This is a genomic window from Mycolicibacterium chengduense (assembly GCF_033741155.1).
Taxonomy (GTDB): Bacteria; Actinomycetota; Actinomycetes; order Mycobacteriales; family Mycobacteriaceae; genus Mycobacterium.
Genome location: NZ_JAWQNH010000001.1, coordinates 873,115 through 888,669, shown reverse-complemented (window position 1 = coordinate 888,669; position 15,555 = coordinate 873,115). Strand labels below are relative to the sequence as shown.

14 protein-coding genes are annotated in these 15,555 nt (G+C 67.9%); 6 read left to right on the top strand and 8 right to left on the bottom strand.

Annotation, left to right across the window (positions count from 1 at the left end):
* Window positions 1-5 precede the first annotated feature (5 nt).
* Window positions 6-1,940, top strand: coding sequence for a DNA polymerase III subunits gamma/tau (locus SBI67_RS04485; protein ID WP_318979369.1), 1,935 nt, complete (start codon window positions 6-8; stop codon window positions 1,938-1,940).
* 3 nt (window positions 1,941-1,943) lie between these two features.
* Here SBI67_RS04485 and SBI67_RS04480 read toward each other — a convergent pair whose 3' ends face one another.
* Together SBI67_RS04480 and SBI67_RS04475 are read right to left on the bottom strand one after the other, a co-directional pair.
* Window positions 1,944-3,254 carry a class I SAM-dependent methyltransferase gene (locus SBI67_RS04480; RefSeq protein ID WP_318979368.1) on the bottom strand — a complete coding sequence of 437 codons (1,311 nt, stop codon included), beginning with the start codon at window positions 3,252-3,254 and terminating at the stop codon, window positions 1,944-1,946.
* Window positions 3,251-4,630 carry an FAD-binding oxidoreductase gene (locus tag SBI67_RS04475; protein WP_318979367.1) on the bottom strand — a complete coding sequence of 460 codons (1,380 nt, stop codon included), beginning with the start codon at window positions 4,628-4,630 and terminating at the stop codon, window positions 3,251-3,253. The genes SBI67_RS04480 and SBI67_RS04475 overlap by 4 nt, the downstream gene beginning before the upstream one ends.
* Before the next feature lie 72 nt (window positions 4,631-4,702).
* Here SBI67_RS04475 and SBI67_RS04470 point away from each other — a divergent pair, with 72 nt between their 5' ends.
* Window positions 4,703-5,140: an SRPBCC family protein gene (locus tag SBI67_RS04470; protein WP_266050202.1), complete on the top strand. Its 438-nt coding sequence runs from the start codon at window positions 4,703-4,705 to the stop codon at window positions 5,138-5,140.
* A 3-nt stretch (window positions 5,141-5,143) separates the two neighbouring features.
* On the opposite strand, the gene SBI67_RS04465 is transcribed toward SBI67_RS04470, so the two are convergent.
* The gene (locus SBI67_RS04465; RefSeq protein WP_318979576.1) at window positions 5,144-5,839 is read right to left on the bottom strand and encodes an Rv3717 family N-acetylmuramoyl-L-alanine amidase; all 696 of its coding nucleotides are present in this window, start codon (window positions 5,837-5,839) and stop codon (window positions 5,144-5,146) included.
* A gap of 176 nt (window positions 5,840-6,015) precedes the next feature.
* Between SBI67_RS04465 and SBI67_RS04460 the strand changes: the two genes are divergently transcribed.
* From SBI67_RS04460 to SBI67_RS04450, 3 genes are all read left to right on the top strand, one after another.
* On the top strand, window positions 6,016-6,348 hold the full coding sequence (locus SBI67_RS04460) for a YbaB/EbfC family nucleoid-associated protein (protein WP_024452228.1): 333 nt from the start codon (window positions 6,016-6,018) through the stop codon (window positions 6,346-6,348).
* Window positions 6,349-6,358: 10 nt separating this feature from the next.
* Window positions 6,359-6,970: a recombination mediator RecR gene (gene recR, locus SBI67_RS04455; RefSeq protein WP_318979366.1), complete on the top strand. Its 612-nt coding sequence runs from the start codon at window positions 6,359-6,361 to the stop codon at window positions 6,968-6,970.
* 102 nt (window positions 6,971-7,072) lie between these two features.
* On the top strand, window positions 7,073-7,984 hold the full coding sequence (locus SBI67_RS04450) for a type IV toxin-antitoxin system AbiEi family antitoxin (protein WP_318979365.1): 912 nt from the start codon (window positions 7,073-7,075) through the stop codon (window positions 7,982-7,984).
* Here SBI67_RS04450 and SBI67_RS04445 read toward each other — a convergent pair.
* Both SBI67_RS04445 and SBI67_RS04440 read right to left on the bottom strand, forming a co-directional pair.
* On the bottom strand, window positions 7,981-8,688 hold the full coding sequence (locus SBI67_RS04445) for a type 1 glutamine amidotransferase (RefSeq protein WP_318979364.1): 708 nt from the start codon (window positions 8,686-8,688) through the stop codon (window positions 7,981-7,983). The genes SBI67_RS04450 and SBI67_RS04445 overlap by 4 nt on opposite strands.
* Window positions 8,689-8,710: 22 nt before the next feature.
* Window positions 8,711-9,937 carry a MurT ligase domain-containing protein gene (locus SBI67_RS04440; protein ID WP_318979363.1) on the bottom strand — a complete coding sequence of 409 codons (1,227 nt, stop codon included), beginning with the start codon at window positions 9,935-9,937 and terminating at the stop codon, window positions 8,711-8,713.
* A 74-nt stretch (window positions 9,938-10,011) separates the two neighbouring features.
* Here SBI67_RS04440 and SBI67_RS04435 point away from each other — a divergent pair, with 74 nt between their 5' ends.
* Complete coding sequence (locus SBI67_RS04435) at window positions 10,012-11,001, top strand: DEDDh family exonuclease (protein ID WP_318979362.1); 990 nt, start codon at window positions 10,012-10,014, stop codon at window positions 10,999-11,001.
* On the opposite strand, the gene SBI67_RS04430 is transcribed toward SBI67_RS04435, so the two are convergent.
* The 3 genes from SBI67_RS04430 to SBI67_RS04420 all read right to left on the bottom strand — a co-directional run bounded on the left by SBI67_RS04430 (window position 10,998) and on the right by SBI67_RS04420 (window position 15,537).
* Entirely contained in the window at window positions 10,998-11,804 is an 807-nt protein-coding gene (locus SBI67_RS04430) for a class I SAM-dependent methyltransferase (RefSeq protein ID WP_318979361.1), read from the bottom strand. The genes SBI67_RS04435 and SBI67_RS04430 overlap by 4 nt on opposite strands.
* A gap of 122 nt (window positions 11,805-11,926) precedes the next feature.
* Window positions 11,927-13,231, bottom strand: a complete 1,305-nt coding sequence (locus SBI67_RS04425; protein WP_318979360.1) for an AurF N-oxygenase family protein — start codon at window positions 13,229-13,231, stop codon at window positions 11,927-11,929.
* Between the two features lie 278 nt (window positions 13,232-13,509).
* The gene (locus tag SBI67_RS04420; protein WP_318979359.1) at window positions 13,510-15,537 is read right to left on the bottom strand and encodes an amidase; all 2,028 of its coding nucleotides are present in this window, start codon (window positions 15,535-15,537) and stop codon (window positions 13,510-13,512) included.
* Between the last annotated feature and the right edge of the window lie 18 nt (window positions 15,538-15,555).

Below are 15,555 nucleotides of genomic sequence, written 5' to 3'. Positions count from 1 at the left end.
TGACCGTGGCGCTCTACCGGAAGTATCGACCCGCAAGCTTCGCCGAGGTCGTCGGCCAGGAGCATGTCACCGCGCCCCTGTCGACGGCACTGTCGGCGGGGCGCATCAACCACGCCTACCTGTTCTCCGGGCCCCGCGGCTGCGGCAAGACGTCGTCGGCGCGCATTCTGGCCCGCTCCCTGAACTGCGAGCAGGGCCCGACCCCGACGCCGTGCGGCGTCTGCGATTCGTGTGTGGCACTGGCCCCCAACGGGCCGGGCAACGTCGACGTCGTGGAGTTGGACGCGGCCAGCCACGGTGGTGTGGACGACACGCGGGAGCTACGTGACCGCGCCTTCTACGCCCCGGCCCAGTCGCGCTACCGGATCTTCATCGTCGACGAAGCCCACATGGTGACCACCGCCGGATTCAACGCGCTGCTCAAGATCGTCGAGGAGCCGCCGGATCACCTGATCTTCGTGTTCGCCACGACCGAACCGGACAAGGTGCTACCGACCATCCGGTCCCGCACCCACCACTACCCGTTCCGGCTGCTCGCGCCCAAAACGATGCGCGGCCTGCTGGAGCGGATCTGCACCCAGGAGGGCGTCGAGGTCGACGACGCGGTCTATCCGCTGGTCATCCGCGCCGGTGGTGGGTCACCACGCGACAGTCTGTCGGTGCTGGACCAGCTGGTGGCCGGTGCCGACGGGAATCGGGTGGTCTACCAAAGGGCCCTGGCGCTGCTGGGGGCCACCGACGTCGCCCTGATCGACGACGCCGTCGACGCGCTCACCGCCGGCGATGCCGCGGCCCTGTTCGGTGCGGTCGAGTCGGTGATCGACGCCGGGCACGATCCGCGCCGATTCGCCACCGACCTGCTCGAGCGATTCCGCGATCTGATCGTGCTCCAGGCGGTGCCCGACGCCGCCGACCGCGGAGTGGTCGATGCGCCCGCCGATGTGCTGGAACGGATGCGTGAGCAGGCCGCCCGGCTGGGTTCGGCGACGCTGGCCCGCTACGCGGAGGTGGTGCATGCCGGGCTCGGGGAGATGCGCGGGGCCACCGCGCCGCGTCTGCTGCTGGAGGTGGTCTGCGCCCGGTTGCTGCTGCCCTCGGCCAGTGACACCGAATCGGCTCTGCTGCAACGCATCGAGCGTATCGAGACCAGACTGGACGTCTCGGTCCCCACGGACGAGCTGACACCGGCGCCGCCCACACCGGTGACTCGGCAGTTCGTCCGGCCCAGCCGTACCGAGCCGGTATCGGCGGCCGAGCCTGCAGCGCCGGCCACACCGGCTCCCGAGCCCGCAGCGCCGGTCACCCCGGCTCCCGCGCCGGCCGCCTCGGTGACGCCGCCCGCCCCGGCCGCACCGCCTGCTCCCGCGCCCGTTGTCCCGCCGGCACCCCGGCCGGAGCCGGTCGTTGCCGCCCGGCCCGAACCCGAACCCGAACCCGTGCGCGCGGCGCCGCCGCCCGCACCGGTGCCAAGCCCTCCGGTGGCGCCCGCTGCCGCCGCAGTCGGCGAACCCGACGCGGCAGCCGTCCGCAGCATGTGGAACACCGTGCGGGAGAAGGTGAACGGCCGCAGCAAGGCACTCAACGCCATGCTGGCCGATGCGATCGTGCGGACAGTCGAGGGCGGCACCCTGGTGCTCAGCCACCCGGCGCCGACGCTGGTGAAGCGGCTCGGCGAGACCAAGAACGCCGACATCATCCGTGAGTCCCTCAAGGACGCGCTGGGCGTGGACTGGCAGATCCGGTGTGTACCCGATACCGGGGAGGCGGTGGCGGCAGGGGCCGGCCCGGCCGCGGCGCAACCCGATCCGGCAGCAGAAGAGGAACGCATGCTCGCCGAGGCCAGCAGCGACACCTCCGAAGTGGTCCGCCGCGACCCCGAGGAAGTCGCGATCGAGTTGCTGCAGACCGAGCTCGGCGCGCGCCGAATCGACAAGAGCTAGCGGTTACGGAGCCCACCACGGCCGCAGCGGCAGCCCGCCGTTGTCGCCGTGCTCGTCGAGCTTGACCGCCAGAACCTGGTGCAGCTGAACGACGTTGGACTCGAAACCCCAGCGCGATCCGGCCATGTACAAACCCCACACCTTGGCGGTCGCCAGCCCGACCTCGGCGACGGCCTCATCCCAGTGCTCGACAAGGTTGCGGCACCAGTCGCGCAGCGTCATCGCATAGTGCTGGCGCAGGTTCTCCTCGTGCAACACCTCCATACCGACATCCTGGATCTCGGTGATGATGCGCCCGGAGCCGGTGAGTTCCCCGTCGGGGAAGACGTACCGGTCGATGAAACCTCCGGCATTCGCGCCACTGCGGTTGTCCGGCCGGGTGATGCAGTGATTCAGCAGTAGTGCACCCGGGCGCATCTTGGACTGCAGGAACCGGAAATACGACTGGTAGTTGGCCACCCCGATGTGTTCGGTCAGTCCGATCGAGGACACCGCATCGAAGTCCGCCTCGCGCACATCGCGGTAATCGCCGTGCCGGACCTCCGCGAACTCGGAAAGGCCCTGCTCCCGGATGGCGCGCTGAGCCCAGCCGGCTTGCTCGGCCGACAACGTCACGCCCAGCGCCTTGACCCCGCGCGCGGCGGCATAGCGGACCATGCCGCCCCAGCCGCAACCGACATCGAGCAACCGGTCGCCCGGCTGCAGGCGCAGTTTTTCGAACACCAGCCGGTACTTGTTGTCCTGGGCCTGCTCCAGGGTGGCGTCCGCATCCGGGTAGCACGCACACGTGTAGGTCATCGACGGGCCGAGCACCCACTCGTAGAAGGTGTTCGACACGTCGTAGTGATGGTGGATGGCCTCGGCGTCGCGGGTTTTGCTGTGCCGCAGTCCCTCTGCCAGACGCCGCCACCGTGGCAACGCCTCCTGCGGCGGCGGTGCGATCGGCAGCAGATGCTCGACCCCGATGGACGCGACGATGTTGGCCAGCACCCGGGCCGGGGGCCGCTTGAAATCCATCTTGTCCGACAGCGCCCGGATCACGTCGTACGGGTCGCCCGGGTGCACTCCCTTGGTATCGAGGTCACCGGCGACGTAGGCCCGCACCAGCCCGAGCTCACCGGGGGAGGTGGCCAGGTAGGTGGTGCCCCGCGGGGTCTTGAGTTCCAGACCGACGGGGGCGTCCGCGGGCCCGGCAGCGCTGCCGTCATAGGCGGTGAACTTGAGGGGAAGATCACCCCCGGCGAAGATTTCCAGAATCTCGGCAAGCGTCAGCTTGCCGGTGGGCGCAGTCGTGCGGTCTTTGAATGTGGTCATCGTCTTTGCACCGCCTTCGCATACAGATCGAGCAGCCGGGAATCGGGGTCGTAGTTCTTCTTCACGGTCCGGTAAGCCTCACCACCGTAGAGCTCGTCGAAGTCCTCGGCGGAGTAGAACGAGTCCGAGTACAACGATTTGTGCCCGTCGAGTTCGCTGACCTTGCGCTCGATCAGCTTATTGGTGTGGCCCTCTTCTGGCCCTACCGGGACCGACGACCAGAAACCGACATTGACGTAGGTGTGGTGCGGCCGGATCGGATACAACGGCCATTCGGTGTCCCCGCGTAACCGCAGCGGGCACAACCAGATCGGTTCGATCGGCACGTTCGTCAGGAACCAGTCCAGATATTCGGCGCACCGTTCGATGGGCACCTCGATGTCCTGCACCACCCGTTCGCGCGGTGGCCGGCCGTTGCGCTTTTCGATGCGGTCGGCGATGTCGAACCGCTGGTCGTACCCGACCAGCTTCCAGTAGAAGCTGCTGCGCCGGTAACGGCGCGGCCACAGCCGACGAGCCACCGGGTGCTGCGCCCCGAAAGCCCTTGAACACCAGAACCAGTCGGTGTCCCAGCGCCACAGGTAGTCGTGGATGGTCAGCCGGTCGTGCTTCTCGCCGTCGGGGTGCTGGATCGAGCGGTAGTAGATCTGCTGACCGGTGTAGTCACTGACCGGGCCGGGCGTGGCCGTCTGCATACCCAGGCACAGGTAGCTCTCGTCCGCGCTGAAGACCACGCCGTCCAGATAGTCGACCGGGACACCGTCATGGCCACCGGTCTCGATGATCCGGTCCATCGCGGCGACCAGATCATCGATCGCGTGGAAGCGCAGGTGGCGCAGGCTCACGAACGGTTTGACCGGTTCCAACTCGATCTTCAGCCGCACCGAGTAGCCCAGCGTGCCATACGAATTGGGGAAGGCGTGAAACAGGTCCGGATGATCCGTTCGGCTCGCCGTGACGATATCCCCTGCACCGGTGAGGATGTCGAGCTCGAGCACCGATTCGTGCGGCAGACCGTTGCGGAACGACGTCGACTCGATGCCCAGGCCCGTGACGGCCCCGCCGAGGGTGATGGTCTTGAGCTGGGGCACCACCAGAGGCGCCAACCCGTAGGGCAACGTCGCCGCCACCAGATCCTCGTACGTGCACATCCCCGCCACGTCGGCGGTGCGCGCGTCGGGGTCGACACCGATCACACCGGTCAGACCGGAGGTGTCCAAACCCTTGACGGCGCTCTTGGTGCGAGCACGGAAAAGGTTGGACGTGGGCTTGTTCAGGCGCACGGTGGCGTTCGCGGGGATGGCGCGGTAACTGTCCAGCAGCCGCTGCACCCCTGCGGTGTGGGCCCCCTGTGCGTCGGTCGCGGCAACAGACACACATATACGCTAGTCCTCGGTCGCCCACGATGCGACCGCACGTGCTGGTGAGACGACAGGAGTTTTGCGGTAATGGGACAGGTCAGCGCATCCAACACCGTCTTGATCAACGCGGCACCTGACGCCGTACTGGCGGCGGTCTCCGACTATCAGACGGTGCGGCCGAAAATCCTGTCGTCGCATTACAGCAACTACCAGGTGCTCGAAGGCGGACAGGGCGCGGGCACCGTGGCGTCCTGGAAACTGCAGGCCACCGAGTCGCGGGTGCGCGATATCAAGGCCACCGTCGACGTCGCGGGCAAGACCGTCATCGAGAAGGACGCAAACTCGACGCTGGTGAGCAACTGGACGGTGGCGCCGGCCGGTACCGGGTCCACCGTGACCCTGAAAACTTCGTGGCAGGGTGCAGGCGGTGTCAAGGGTTTCTTCGAGAAGACCTTCGCGCCCTTGGGCCTGCGCAAGATCCAGGACGCGGTGCTGGCGAACCTGAAGAAGGAACTCGAGGGCTAACAGCTAGCGTGCCCCGGCCGCCAGGTAGGTGACGATGCCGCGGACGATGGCGTCGGCGTACTTCTGGCGGCCCGTGTCGGACTCCATCAGCTCGGAATCGGCCGGGTTCTTCATGTTGCCGCATTCGACCAGGATCGACGGGTACTGAGCCAGGTTCAGCCCGGCGATATCGGCGCGGGCGTCCAGCCCGCCGGAGCCGATGTAGTTCGCGGGCGGGATACCCGAGCCCTGCATCTGATCGCGCATCACCTGAGCGAACTGGACCGCGGGTCCGGCCTGGGCGGTGTTCAGCGGAGGCGACGAGTACAGCACGTGGAATCCGCGGCCGTTGGCCGGGCCGCCGTCGGCGTGGATGCTCACGATGGCGTTGGGCCTGATGGCGTTGGCCATGGCCGCGCGCTCGTCGACGCAGGGCCCCAGCGCGTCGTCGTTGCCGCGGGACATCGCGGTGCGCACCCCGAGCTGGGTGAGTGCGGCCCGTACCCGCAGCGTGGTGTCCCAGTTGAAGGTGTGTTCCGGATAGCCGGAGTTGGTGCTGGTGCCGCTGGCCTGACAGTCCTTCGTGCCGCCCCGGCCGGTGGGCACCTGGCGGCTGATGGACGCGTCGTTGGCGCCGTTGTGGCCGGGGTCGAGGAACACGATCATGCCCGCGATGTTCGCCGGGGCGGCAGCGGCGTGCGGCACGGTCGAGGACGTCATGGTGGCGGTGCCGGCGACGAGCAGGGCCGCGGCCAAGACACGCAAACTGTTGGGGACGTGCACGGCGCCACCGTAGCGGCGGCGGCGACTAGTCTTGAAGGACAAACCGCCGTCGGCTCGCGAGTGAAACCAAGTCGAGACCGGTACGCAACCAAGCCAAGACGCAAGGGGACGACATGCAACCCGGCAGCCCGCCCGATATGTCCGCGCTGCTCGCGCAGGCCCAGCAGGTGCAGCAGCAGCTGATGGAGGCGCAGGAGGCGTTGGCCAACGCGGAGGTCCACGGCCAGGGCGGCGGCGGCCTGGTGCAGGTCACCATGAAGGGCAGCGGTGAAGTGGTGGCCGTGGCCATCGATCCCAAGGTGATCGACCCGCAGGATCCCGAGACGCTGCAGGACCTCATCGTCGGTGCGTTGGCCGACGCCGCCAAGCAGGTCACCATCCTGGCGCAGTCGCGGCTGGGTCCGCTGGCCGGCGGGCTGGGTGGCCTCGGGTTGCCCGGACTGTAGAGGTACCCGAGTGTTCGAGGGCCCCGTCCAGGATCTGATCGACGAGCTCGGCAAGCTGCCCGGTATCGGGCCGAAAAGCGCGCAGCGCATCGCTTTTCATCTGCTGTCGGTCGAACCTCCGGATATCGACCGGCTGACCGCGGTGTTGGGCCGGATCCGCGACGGTGTCACCTTCTGTGCGGTGTGCGGCAACGTCTCCGACGAACAGCGCTGCCGCATCTGCAACGACCCGCGCCGCGACGCCGCACTGGTGTGCGTCGTGGAGGAACCCAAGGACATCCAGGCGGTGGAACGCACCCGCGAGTTCCGTGGGCGTTACCACGTGCTCGGCGGTGCCCTGGACCCGTTGTCCGGGGTCGGCCCCGACCAGCTGCGGATCCGCGAACTGCTCAACCGGATCGGCGAGCGGGTCGACGGTGTCGACGTCGCCGAGGTGATCATCGCCACCGACCCGAACACCGAGGGTGAAGCGACCGCCACCTACCTGATGCGGATGCTGCGCGATATCCCTGGCCTGACGGTGACCCGGATCGCCTCCGGCCTGCCCATGGGCGGTGATCTGGAGTTCGCCGACGAGCTGACGTTGGGCCGGGCCCTGGCCGGCCGCCGCGCCATGGTCTGACCTGTCCCCGCCCAATTGAACAAACGGGCGGGAAAGTTCGAGTGCCCTTCACCATTTCGTCGATCTCGGCGAGATGTCGGACCGAGGCGCCACCATCCCTGCATGAACGAAGTATTTCTGGGCAGCGAGGCGCTGGGCGCCGGCATGTCCCGCACCGTCCTGCGCCGGTGGTACCGGCCGATGTTCCGCGGCGTCTACACGCCCAAGTGGGCCGTCCCGACACTGCACGATCGAGCACTGGGCGCCTGGCTCACTTCCGGTCGTAGCGGCGTCATCACCGGCGTCGCCGCGTCGGCGTTGCACGGCGCCGACTGGGTAGATGACACCGAACCCATCGAGGTGGTGATCCTCCAGCACCGCCGACAGCCGGGGTTGCTGATTCGAATGGAGCGGATTGCCGACGACGAGATCACCGTCATCGAGGGGATCCCGGTGGCGACTCGTGCGCGCACGGCATTCGATCTTGGCCGCCACCAGCGCCGCCCGAACGCCCTCGCACGCCTCGACGCGCTGATGCGCAACAGCCCTTTCGGCCGCGACGAGGTCGCGATGCTCGCCGAGCGGTACGGTCCGGTGCGCGGTGTCCGCCAGCTGCGCGAACTCCTCCCTCTGATCGACCCCGGCGCGGCGTCGCCCAAAGAGAGCTGGTTGCGACTTCTTCTGCTGGACAACGGATATCCGGCTCCGGAGACTCAGATACCCGTGCTCGACGAGAGCGGCGAGGCCTTCGCCTATCTGGACATGGGCTGGCGGAACATCGGTCTCGCCGTCGAATACGACGGGGAACAGCATCAGACGTCGCGCTCGCAGTACGCGAAGGACCACAAGCGATTGCCTCAGATCGCCAAGTGCGGCTGGGAGGTGATCAGGGTGATCGCCGAGGACAGCAAGGGCGATATCTTGGAGCGCGTCGGTGAGGCCTTCGCACGTCGCGGCGGCGCCGAGATTGACGATTGGGCGCGATCCACTCGTGAAAACCCGCCCATTTGGTCAAATGGGCGGAAGGTGGCTTAGGCGCGGCGGGGTGCGGCCAGGCGTTCGGTGCGCAGTCGCGTCACCTCGGGCAGGTCCAGCGGCGGCAGGTCGCCGACGACGCGGCCGAGCAGGTGGTCGGCCAGCTGGGGATTGCGGGCCAGGCACGGCCCGTGCAGATAGGTGGCGACGATGCTGCCCTGCACCGCACCGTCGAAACCGTCGCCCAGGCGATTACCCGCCCCCTTGGTGACCCGGGCCAACGGTCGCGCGTCTGACCCCAAAATCGTTCCGCCCCGGTGGTTTTCGAAACCGGTGAGGGGCTCGGTGAGGCCGTCGACCAAGGGCGCGGAGGTGACCTCGCCGATGGTGCGGGCTTGCTGCGGTGAGGTGGTGACATCGAGCAGGCCCACCCCGTCTACCCGCTCGCCGGCCGAGGTCTCATACCAGTGCCCCAACACCTGGATGGCAGCGCAGATGGCCAGCACCGGCGCGCCCCGGGAGACGGCGCGCTGCAGGCCCGGATGGCGGATCAGGTGCTTGGTGGCCAGCCGCTGCGCGTAATCCTCGGCCCCGCCGAGGGTGTAGATATCCAGCGACTCGGGTACTGGATCGTCGAGCGTGATCTCCACGATTTCGGCGTCGATTCCGCGTAGCCGCAGGCGTTGCCGCAGCACCACGGCATTGCCGCCGTCACCGTAGGTACCCATCACATCGGGCAGCACCAACCCGATCCGGACGGTCACGGCATTGCTCCTCGCGTGCGCGTCATGACAGCCGCCGGTTCAGCTGCAGGAACGCGGTGTAGTTGGCTATCACCTCGACGTGGCCCGGCGGGCAGGAGGCGATGGCGGCGACGGTGTCGTGCACCAGGGTGTGCTCGACACCGGCATAGCCCAGCCGCACCGCGAGGTCGGTGCCGCGTTCCCCGGCGGCCACCACCTGGGTCGACTCGAAATGCTCGAAACGCACGTCCCACAGCCAGGACAGGTCTTCCCCGTCGGGCACCTGCCCGTTGACCGAGATCACGACACCGGCGGCATCCTTGTCGATCATCGACAGCGCCTCCTGCCACCCGGCAGGATTCTTGGCCAGCAGCAGGCGGGCGGTGTGACCCGCTACCTGGACGGTGCGATACCGTCCGGCGACCTCGTCGACGGTGCACACCGCCGCGACCGCCCGGGCCGGGTCGGCGCCGAGGGCCACCGCCGCGGCGACGGCCTGGGTGGCGTTGCCACGGTTCACCACACCGGGCAAAGCCAGCTGCATCGGATGCGAGAAGCCCTCCGGCCCATAGATATTCGTATCGTCGAACCACCACTGTGGGCTGGGTCGCTTGAAAGCGGGGGTGCCTGTCGAATACCAATCGACACCGTCGCGCACGATGACTTCGCCGGACCGCGGACAGCTCACCGAGTCCTGGGCCCAGCCACCGCCGGCCGCCACCCACACCACGTTCGGGCTGTCGTAGGCGGCCGAGGTCATCAACACGTCATCGCAGTTGGCGACGATCACCGCGCCGGGATGCCGGGCCAGCCCGGCCCGCAGCGTGCGCTCGATGTGATTGATCTCGCCGACCCGGTCGAGCTGATCGCGGGACAGGTTCAGCAAGACGACGACCGCCGCCTCGACCGCGTCCAGAACATGCGGGACGTGCATCTCGTCGACTTCCAGCGCGGCCAGTTCGGCGTCGGGGGCACCGGCCAGCGCCGCCACCAGACCGGCGTCCATATTGGCGCCCTCGGAATTGCTGGCGACCGGTCCCAGCGTGGCCAGGGCCGCCGCCGTCATCCGGGTGGTGGTGGACTTGCCGTTGGTACCGGTGATCACCACCGAACGGCGGCCGGCCCCGAGCTGGCGCAGGATCGAGCGGTCCAGGGTCATCGCCACCAGACCGCCGATCATCGCACCAGCCCCGCGGCCGGTGACCCGCGACGCCCAACGCGCCGCCGCGCCGGCGCGCAGCGCCAGCTTTCCCCGAGTGGTGACGGCCATCCGCTGAATTTTAGGGGCCCGACACGCATGGCTGCGATCGGCGTGTTGTCGGACCACCGTGTCATCCTCGAACCATGAGCCAGACCTGGGGACGACCGGCGGTCGAACCGGGCACCGGCTGGGCGGTCGTCGACGTGGAGACCACGGGTTTCCGTCCCGGCCAGGCCCGGGTGGTCAGTGTGGCCGCGCTCGCAGTCGGGGACGACGGCAATGTCGAACACAGTGTCGCCAGCCTGCTCAATCCCGGCGTGGATCCCGGCCCCACCCACGTACACGGCCTCACCACCGAGATGCTGGAAGGCCAGCCGACCTTCGCCGATATCGCGCCGCGGCTGATGGAAGTGCTGCAGGGACGCACCCTGGTGGCGCACAACGTGGCCTTCGACTACGCCTTCCTGGCCGCCGAAGCCGAACTGGTCGGCGCGCAGCTGCCGGTCGAGTCGGTGATGTGCACCGTGGAGCTGTCCCGCCGGCTGGCCCTGGGCACCGAGAACCTGCGCCTGGAGACGCTGGCCGCGCACTGGGGCGTCACGCAGATGCGCCCGCACGACGCACTGGACGACGCCCTGGTCCTGGCGCAGATCCTCAAACCCGCGCTGGTGGCCGCCAGGGAGCGTAAGGCCTGGCTGCCCATCCGCACGGTGACCCGGCGGACGTGGCCCAACGGCCAGGTCACCCACGACGAATTGCGGCCGCTGAAGACGCTGGCCGCCCGGTTGCCGTGCCCGTATCAGAACCCAGGCCCATTCGTGGCCGGCCGTCCGCTGGTGCAGGGCATGCGGGTGGCGCTGTCGGCCGAGATGACCAGGACCCACGAAGAGGTGCTCGAGCGCATCCTGAACGCCGGGCTGGCCTACACCGAGAATGTCGACCAGCACACGTCCCTGGTGGTGTGCAACGAGGCGGCGCCCGAGCAGGGCAAGGGCTACCAAGCGGTCGACCTGGGCATCCCGCTACTGTCCGATGCCGAGTTCCTGCGCCTGATCGACCACGCCGTCGGGGGCCGGGACGTCGAAGCGTTCGTCGACACCACCGGCGACGGTGACCAGTACGCCCTGTTCTAGACCTCCGGTTTGACGAACGTGTAGACCTGGTACTGCAGCAGGCTGAGCTTGGATAGCCGTTTCATCCAGCGGGTGCCGACAGCGAGCGTGTCCTGGGCGTCCGCCGAGGCCTGCTCGCGGAAGAACCGCAGCAGGAACGGGTAGGTCGGCATGGTGTTCTTCCGGATGTTTCGCCTGGCAACCAGCTGGAGTCCGGCGTTCTTGCCCATCGATTTGTAGCCGCGCAACGGCACGTCACCGAGTGTCCCGTAGGACTTCGCGATGCGGGGCCGGATCGCCATCCAGATCGGTGTCTTGCCGAAAAACATCATGGTGGGCACGAAGTCGGAGACCGCCAGGCAACCGCCCGGTTTGAGTACCCGCGCGGCCTCGCTGAGGAACTTCTGCCGGGACGGGAAGTGGAAGATGCACTCCACCGCCAGGATGCGGTCGAAAGAGTTGTCCTCGAACGGCAGCTCGCAGGCGTCGGCCTCGACCCAGCGCAGGGTGTTGCCGTGCGTCGGGGTGCTCTGCGCGTCGGCGGCGGCGAGTTGGCGCGGGTCGATGTTCAACCCCGTGAGCTCCATACCGGAGTAGCTGCCGTTGATCTGCTGGATCGTTCCGCCGAAGCCGCAGCCCACGTCGAGCAGCTGCTGCCCGTCGGCGAGCTGCCCGGCCTCGAACAGCACAACGTTCATGGCTTCCATGGCCGCGATGTAGTCCGCCCGGGTACCCGTGGCGGACTTGGGGTCGTCCCAGTATCCCCAGTGCACCTGGTTCTCCCAGAGCTGACCCGTTTCGCCGCCGTCCTGGCGTTCGTCCATGAGTAGGTCGAAGTAAGGCAGTGTGATTTTGGAAAGGCTTTGGTGTGTCAGGGTTTCCATGTTCCGGGTCTCCGATTCTGTAGTGGTCGAAGGGTTCTTCGTCGGTTGTGTTCCAGTTGTGGTCATGGGGTGGGCATCCACTCGGCGACGGAGAGGATGGTGAACACCACCAAGGCAAGTCCGATCAAGCCGCCGGCGGGAATCATGATGAGACACACGGTCACCCAGACCAGCAGCCGTGGCCACTCGAACGGTTGGTTGCCCACCACGTCACCCTTACGGTGGCGAAGGGTGTGGTAGGTCGCCCAGATCCCGGCACCGGCCGCCGCGACGGCGATGATGCGCACGCCGTCCGGTGTGGCCAACAAGGCCACACCCGCCATCGCCGCGGCCGCGGCCATCCGTGCCCAGATCACACCGCGAAGTTCGGTCACCAGCCCGACCCCGGGGTTGCGATCCGGCTCGCCGCGGTAGCGCGGCAAACGACCGTCGATGCCCAGCAGGCGCCAGATCCAGCGTGACCACGCCGTCCGCAGGCCCAGTTCGTCGGCCAGCCGGCGAACGTCGCCGGCCGATTCGGCCATCAGGCGCCGCGAGTGCGCGCTGCGCCAGTAGGCCGCCTTGAACACGTGTCGAGGGACGTCGAACTGCCGAACGAAGGCGCGTGGCGGCGTGAGCATTTCACCCATCAGCCAGCGCAGGAAGAACGGGAAGGTGATGGCGTACAACGCCCGCCGGATGCGGCCGGCGCCGTGTATTCGCTGCGCCAGGTGAATATCGGCGAACGTGATGTGGCGGGCCTCCTCGGCGAGATGAATGGAGGTGACCCGGTTGAGCAGTGGTGGCACCGCAGCGGCGCCGCGGTGCTGCAGCGTCTGCTGAAAGTGCAGTGGCTGCTCGCCGCACAGCACCCCGATGAAGAGGAAAACGTTGGCGTAGCCGCCGATGAACGCGATGATGGGCCCGAAGATCCGCGATGCCCGACGCATACCGGGCACGTCTTCATGGGTGCGGTTGACGAACTCCTGGAACATCTGGATGTGGTGGCACTCGTCGGACAGTTCGTGCAGCAGATAGCGGAACACCTGGGCGCCGTTGGGCAGTGTGCCGGCATAGTGCACCACGCCGCGGATGAGCATCATCTCGAACTGCAACGTGACCTTGAGGATGTTGGCCATCATCCAGCGGCCCATGTCGATGCGCCGCTGCGGTGACTGCTCGCCGTACCAATCGGTCGCTGCGAGCGGGACCGCATTCGGATCCAGTTGCCAGCGAGCGTCGTTCGCATCCAAGGCATTCTCGGGCGCATCCCAGTCGATATCGACATAGGGATCGAAGCTCAGCCGGGACATCGCCTCGGTGAGCGAGGTGACCTGTTCGGTGTAGGCCGGCGCCGACGGATCCTCGGCATGGCTGAGAGCCGTCATGTGCCGGTGCGCATCTCGATGCACTGCCCCGACGGACAACCCGCTTGCATACCGATCTCCATCCAGCCGTCGTTACTGGAATTGGTAGCACCCTGGTGATTCCGGCGTCTGGATGTGCGCCAAGTCGTTACTCATTGCGCGCTGACCTGTTACTCGCACCCGAAGGTCGGCGAAAGCCCTTGCCGTACAGCTATATCCCCGGCGGCGCACCACGGGCAGTGGCCGTGGCCGAATCCGACCCCAACATCTGGTGTCGGACTGCCGATACCGAGCTCAGCTCACAGCGGTGCGTCCGCGGTGGTGGCCATCGCGCCTGCGACGGTTCCGCCGGCGGCGCGCGCCACGGCGACGATCAGGGGACCGTACGGTGCTCGCCATTCGCTGTGCGGGGCGTCGTGGGTGTCCGGGGCCAACGTGACGGTGCCCGTCGCCGAACTCCCGGTCACCGCCAGGGGAACCCGCACTCCGTCGACGAAGGCCGAGACATCTTGTGCCGCAGCGTTGCTCACGTCGATGCGGAAACGCAGCGTGATGGCGCCGTCGTCGTCACGGCGGGTGTGCACGTCGGCTACGGCGACCGTCAGCTCGCCGTCGCCGGCGGGACGCGGGTGCTCGAACACCTGCTCGTCGGGTAGCGCGGGGGTGCGTGCGGGGGAGACCCGGCGGGCCCGCAACGCTTCGACCGAGCGGGCCAGCCGTAACAGGGCGGTGTCGGAATAAGCGGCACCGGCCAGGGTCAGTCCGACCGGCATCCCGGTGTCGGCCATCGTGCTCATCGGGACGGTCACGGTAGGGATGCCGAGGTGGCGGGGCACCAGGTTTCCATTGGACACCCACACCCCGTTGCGCCAGGCGATATCGGCCGACGCCGGATTGACGTCGGCATCGGCGGGCCCGACATCGGCTGCCGCCGGGAAGACGACGGCGTCGATCCGGTTCTGTGCCAGCCACTCCTCGAAGTCGACGCGCCGCGTGTGCTCCAACCCGCGCATTCCCGCCTCGATCGACGGGATCTGGTTCCAGGGTGTGACCCCCTGGTGCGCCCGGTCGACATACTCGGCGAGGTCGTAGGCGACATCGAACGGGAAAATGCCGTACCGGTCGGGCAACGCGCCGGTCGGCTGCGGGAAGATGCGCTCGCCGTCGACCTGGGCGAGGCCGGACAGTCCGGGCTGGTCGACGGCGCGCAGGAACGCGTCGAACGCCCAGATCGACAGCTCCCCGAGCTCGCGGTCGGCGAATTCGGCCGGTACGAAACCGCGGTCGACCATCGAGCGGGATTCCGGGTGCAGCCCTTCGTAGTTCTCGACGACCGGGAAGTCCGTCTCGACGACTTCTGCACCGGCGGCCACCAGATCGTCGCGCACGGCCTGCCACAGTGCGAGCACGGAGTCGCGTGTGCTGATCGGGTAGGCGCTGGCGGGATCACCGTTGACGTAGAGCCGGGGCACTGCCAACCGCAAGCCGCGCAGCGGAAGTGGCGGCAGGTCGATGTAGGACTCGGGGCGTACCTGTGCAGCCGCGGGCAGGTCGATCCAGTCCTGCAGGCGCCACAGGTCGCCATCGCGGATCGGGTCGTCGTCGACCACGGTGTCGAGCAGGTGCAGCAGGTCGTCGACCGAACGGGCATGGGGCACAACGACATCCATCGTGGGTACCAGTGGCCAGTTCCCGCGCACCGAGATCACACCACGCGACGGGGTGTAGGCCACCAGGGAGTTGTTGGACGCGGGGGCGCGGCCGGAGGACCAGGTCTCCTCGGCGAGGCCGAAGGCGGCAAAGCTCGCTGCCGTCGCGGTGCCCGACCCGTTCGACGAGCCGGAGCCGAATGCTGCCGTGAGATAGTCTGCGTTATAAGGGCTTTCGGCGCGTCCGTAAAGCCCGCGCTGCATACCGCCGGCCGCCATCGGGGGCATGTTGGTCAGCCCCAGGCAGACCGCCCCGGCCTTCCGTAGCTGGCTCACGGCGAACGCGTCGTCCTGCGCGACGAGGTCGGCGAAGGCCGGTGAACCTGCTGTCACCGGCAAACCGCGCACCATGTAGCTGGCCTTCGCCGTGTACGGGATGCCATCCAACGGGCCGCGGGACCGGCCGCGGGCTCGGCGCAAATCGGAGGCGCGGGCCTCGTCGAAGGACGCGGGATTGAGCACGGGCACGGCGTTCAACGCGATCCCGGCGCGGTCGTAGTGCCCGATCCGATTGAGATAGCGCGCCACCAACTCGACACTCGTGACCGTGCCCCCCTCGAGGGCGCGACGCAGCGTGGCGAGATCGGCCTCGACAACAGAGAAGGAGGGGGTGGTCATGACGCGCCTCGGTTTCGT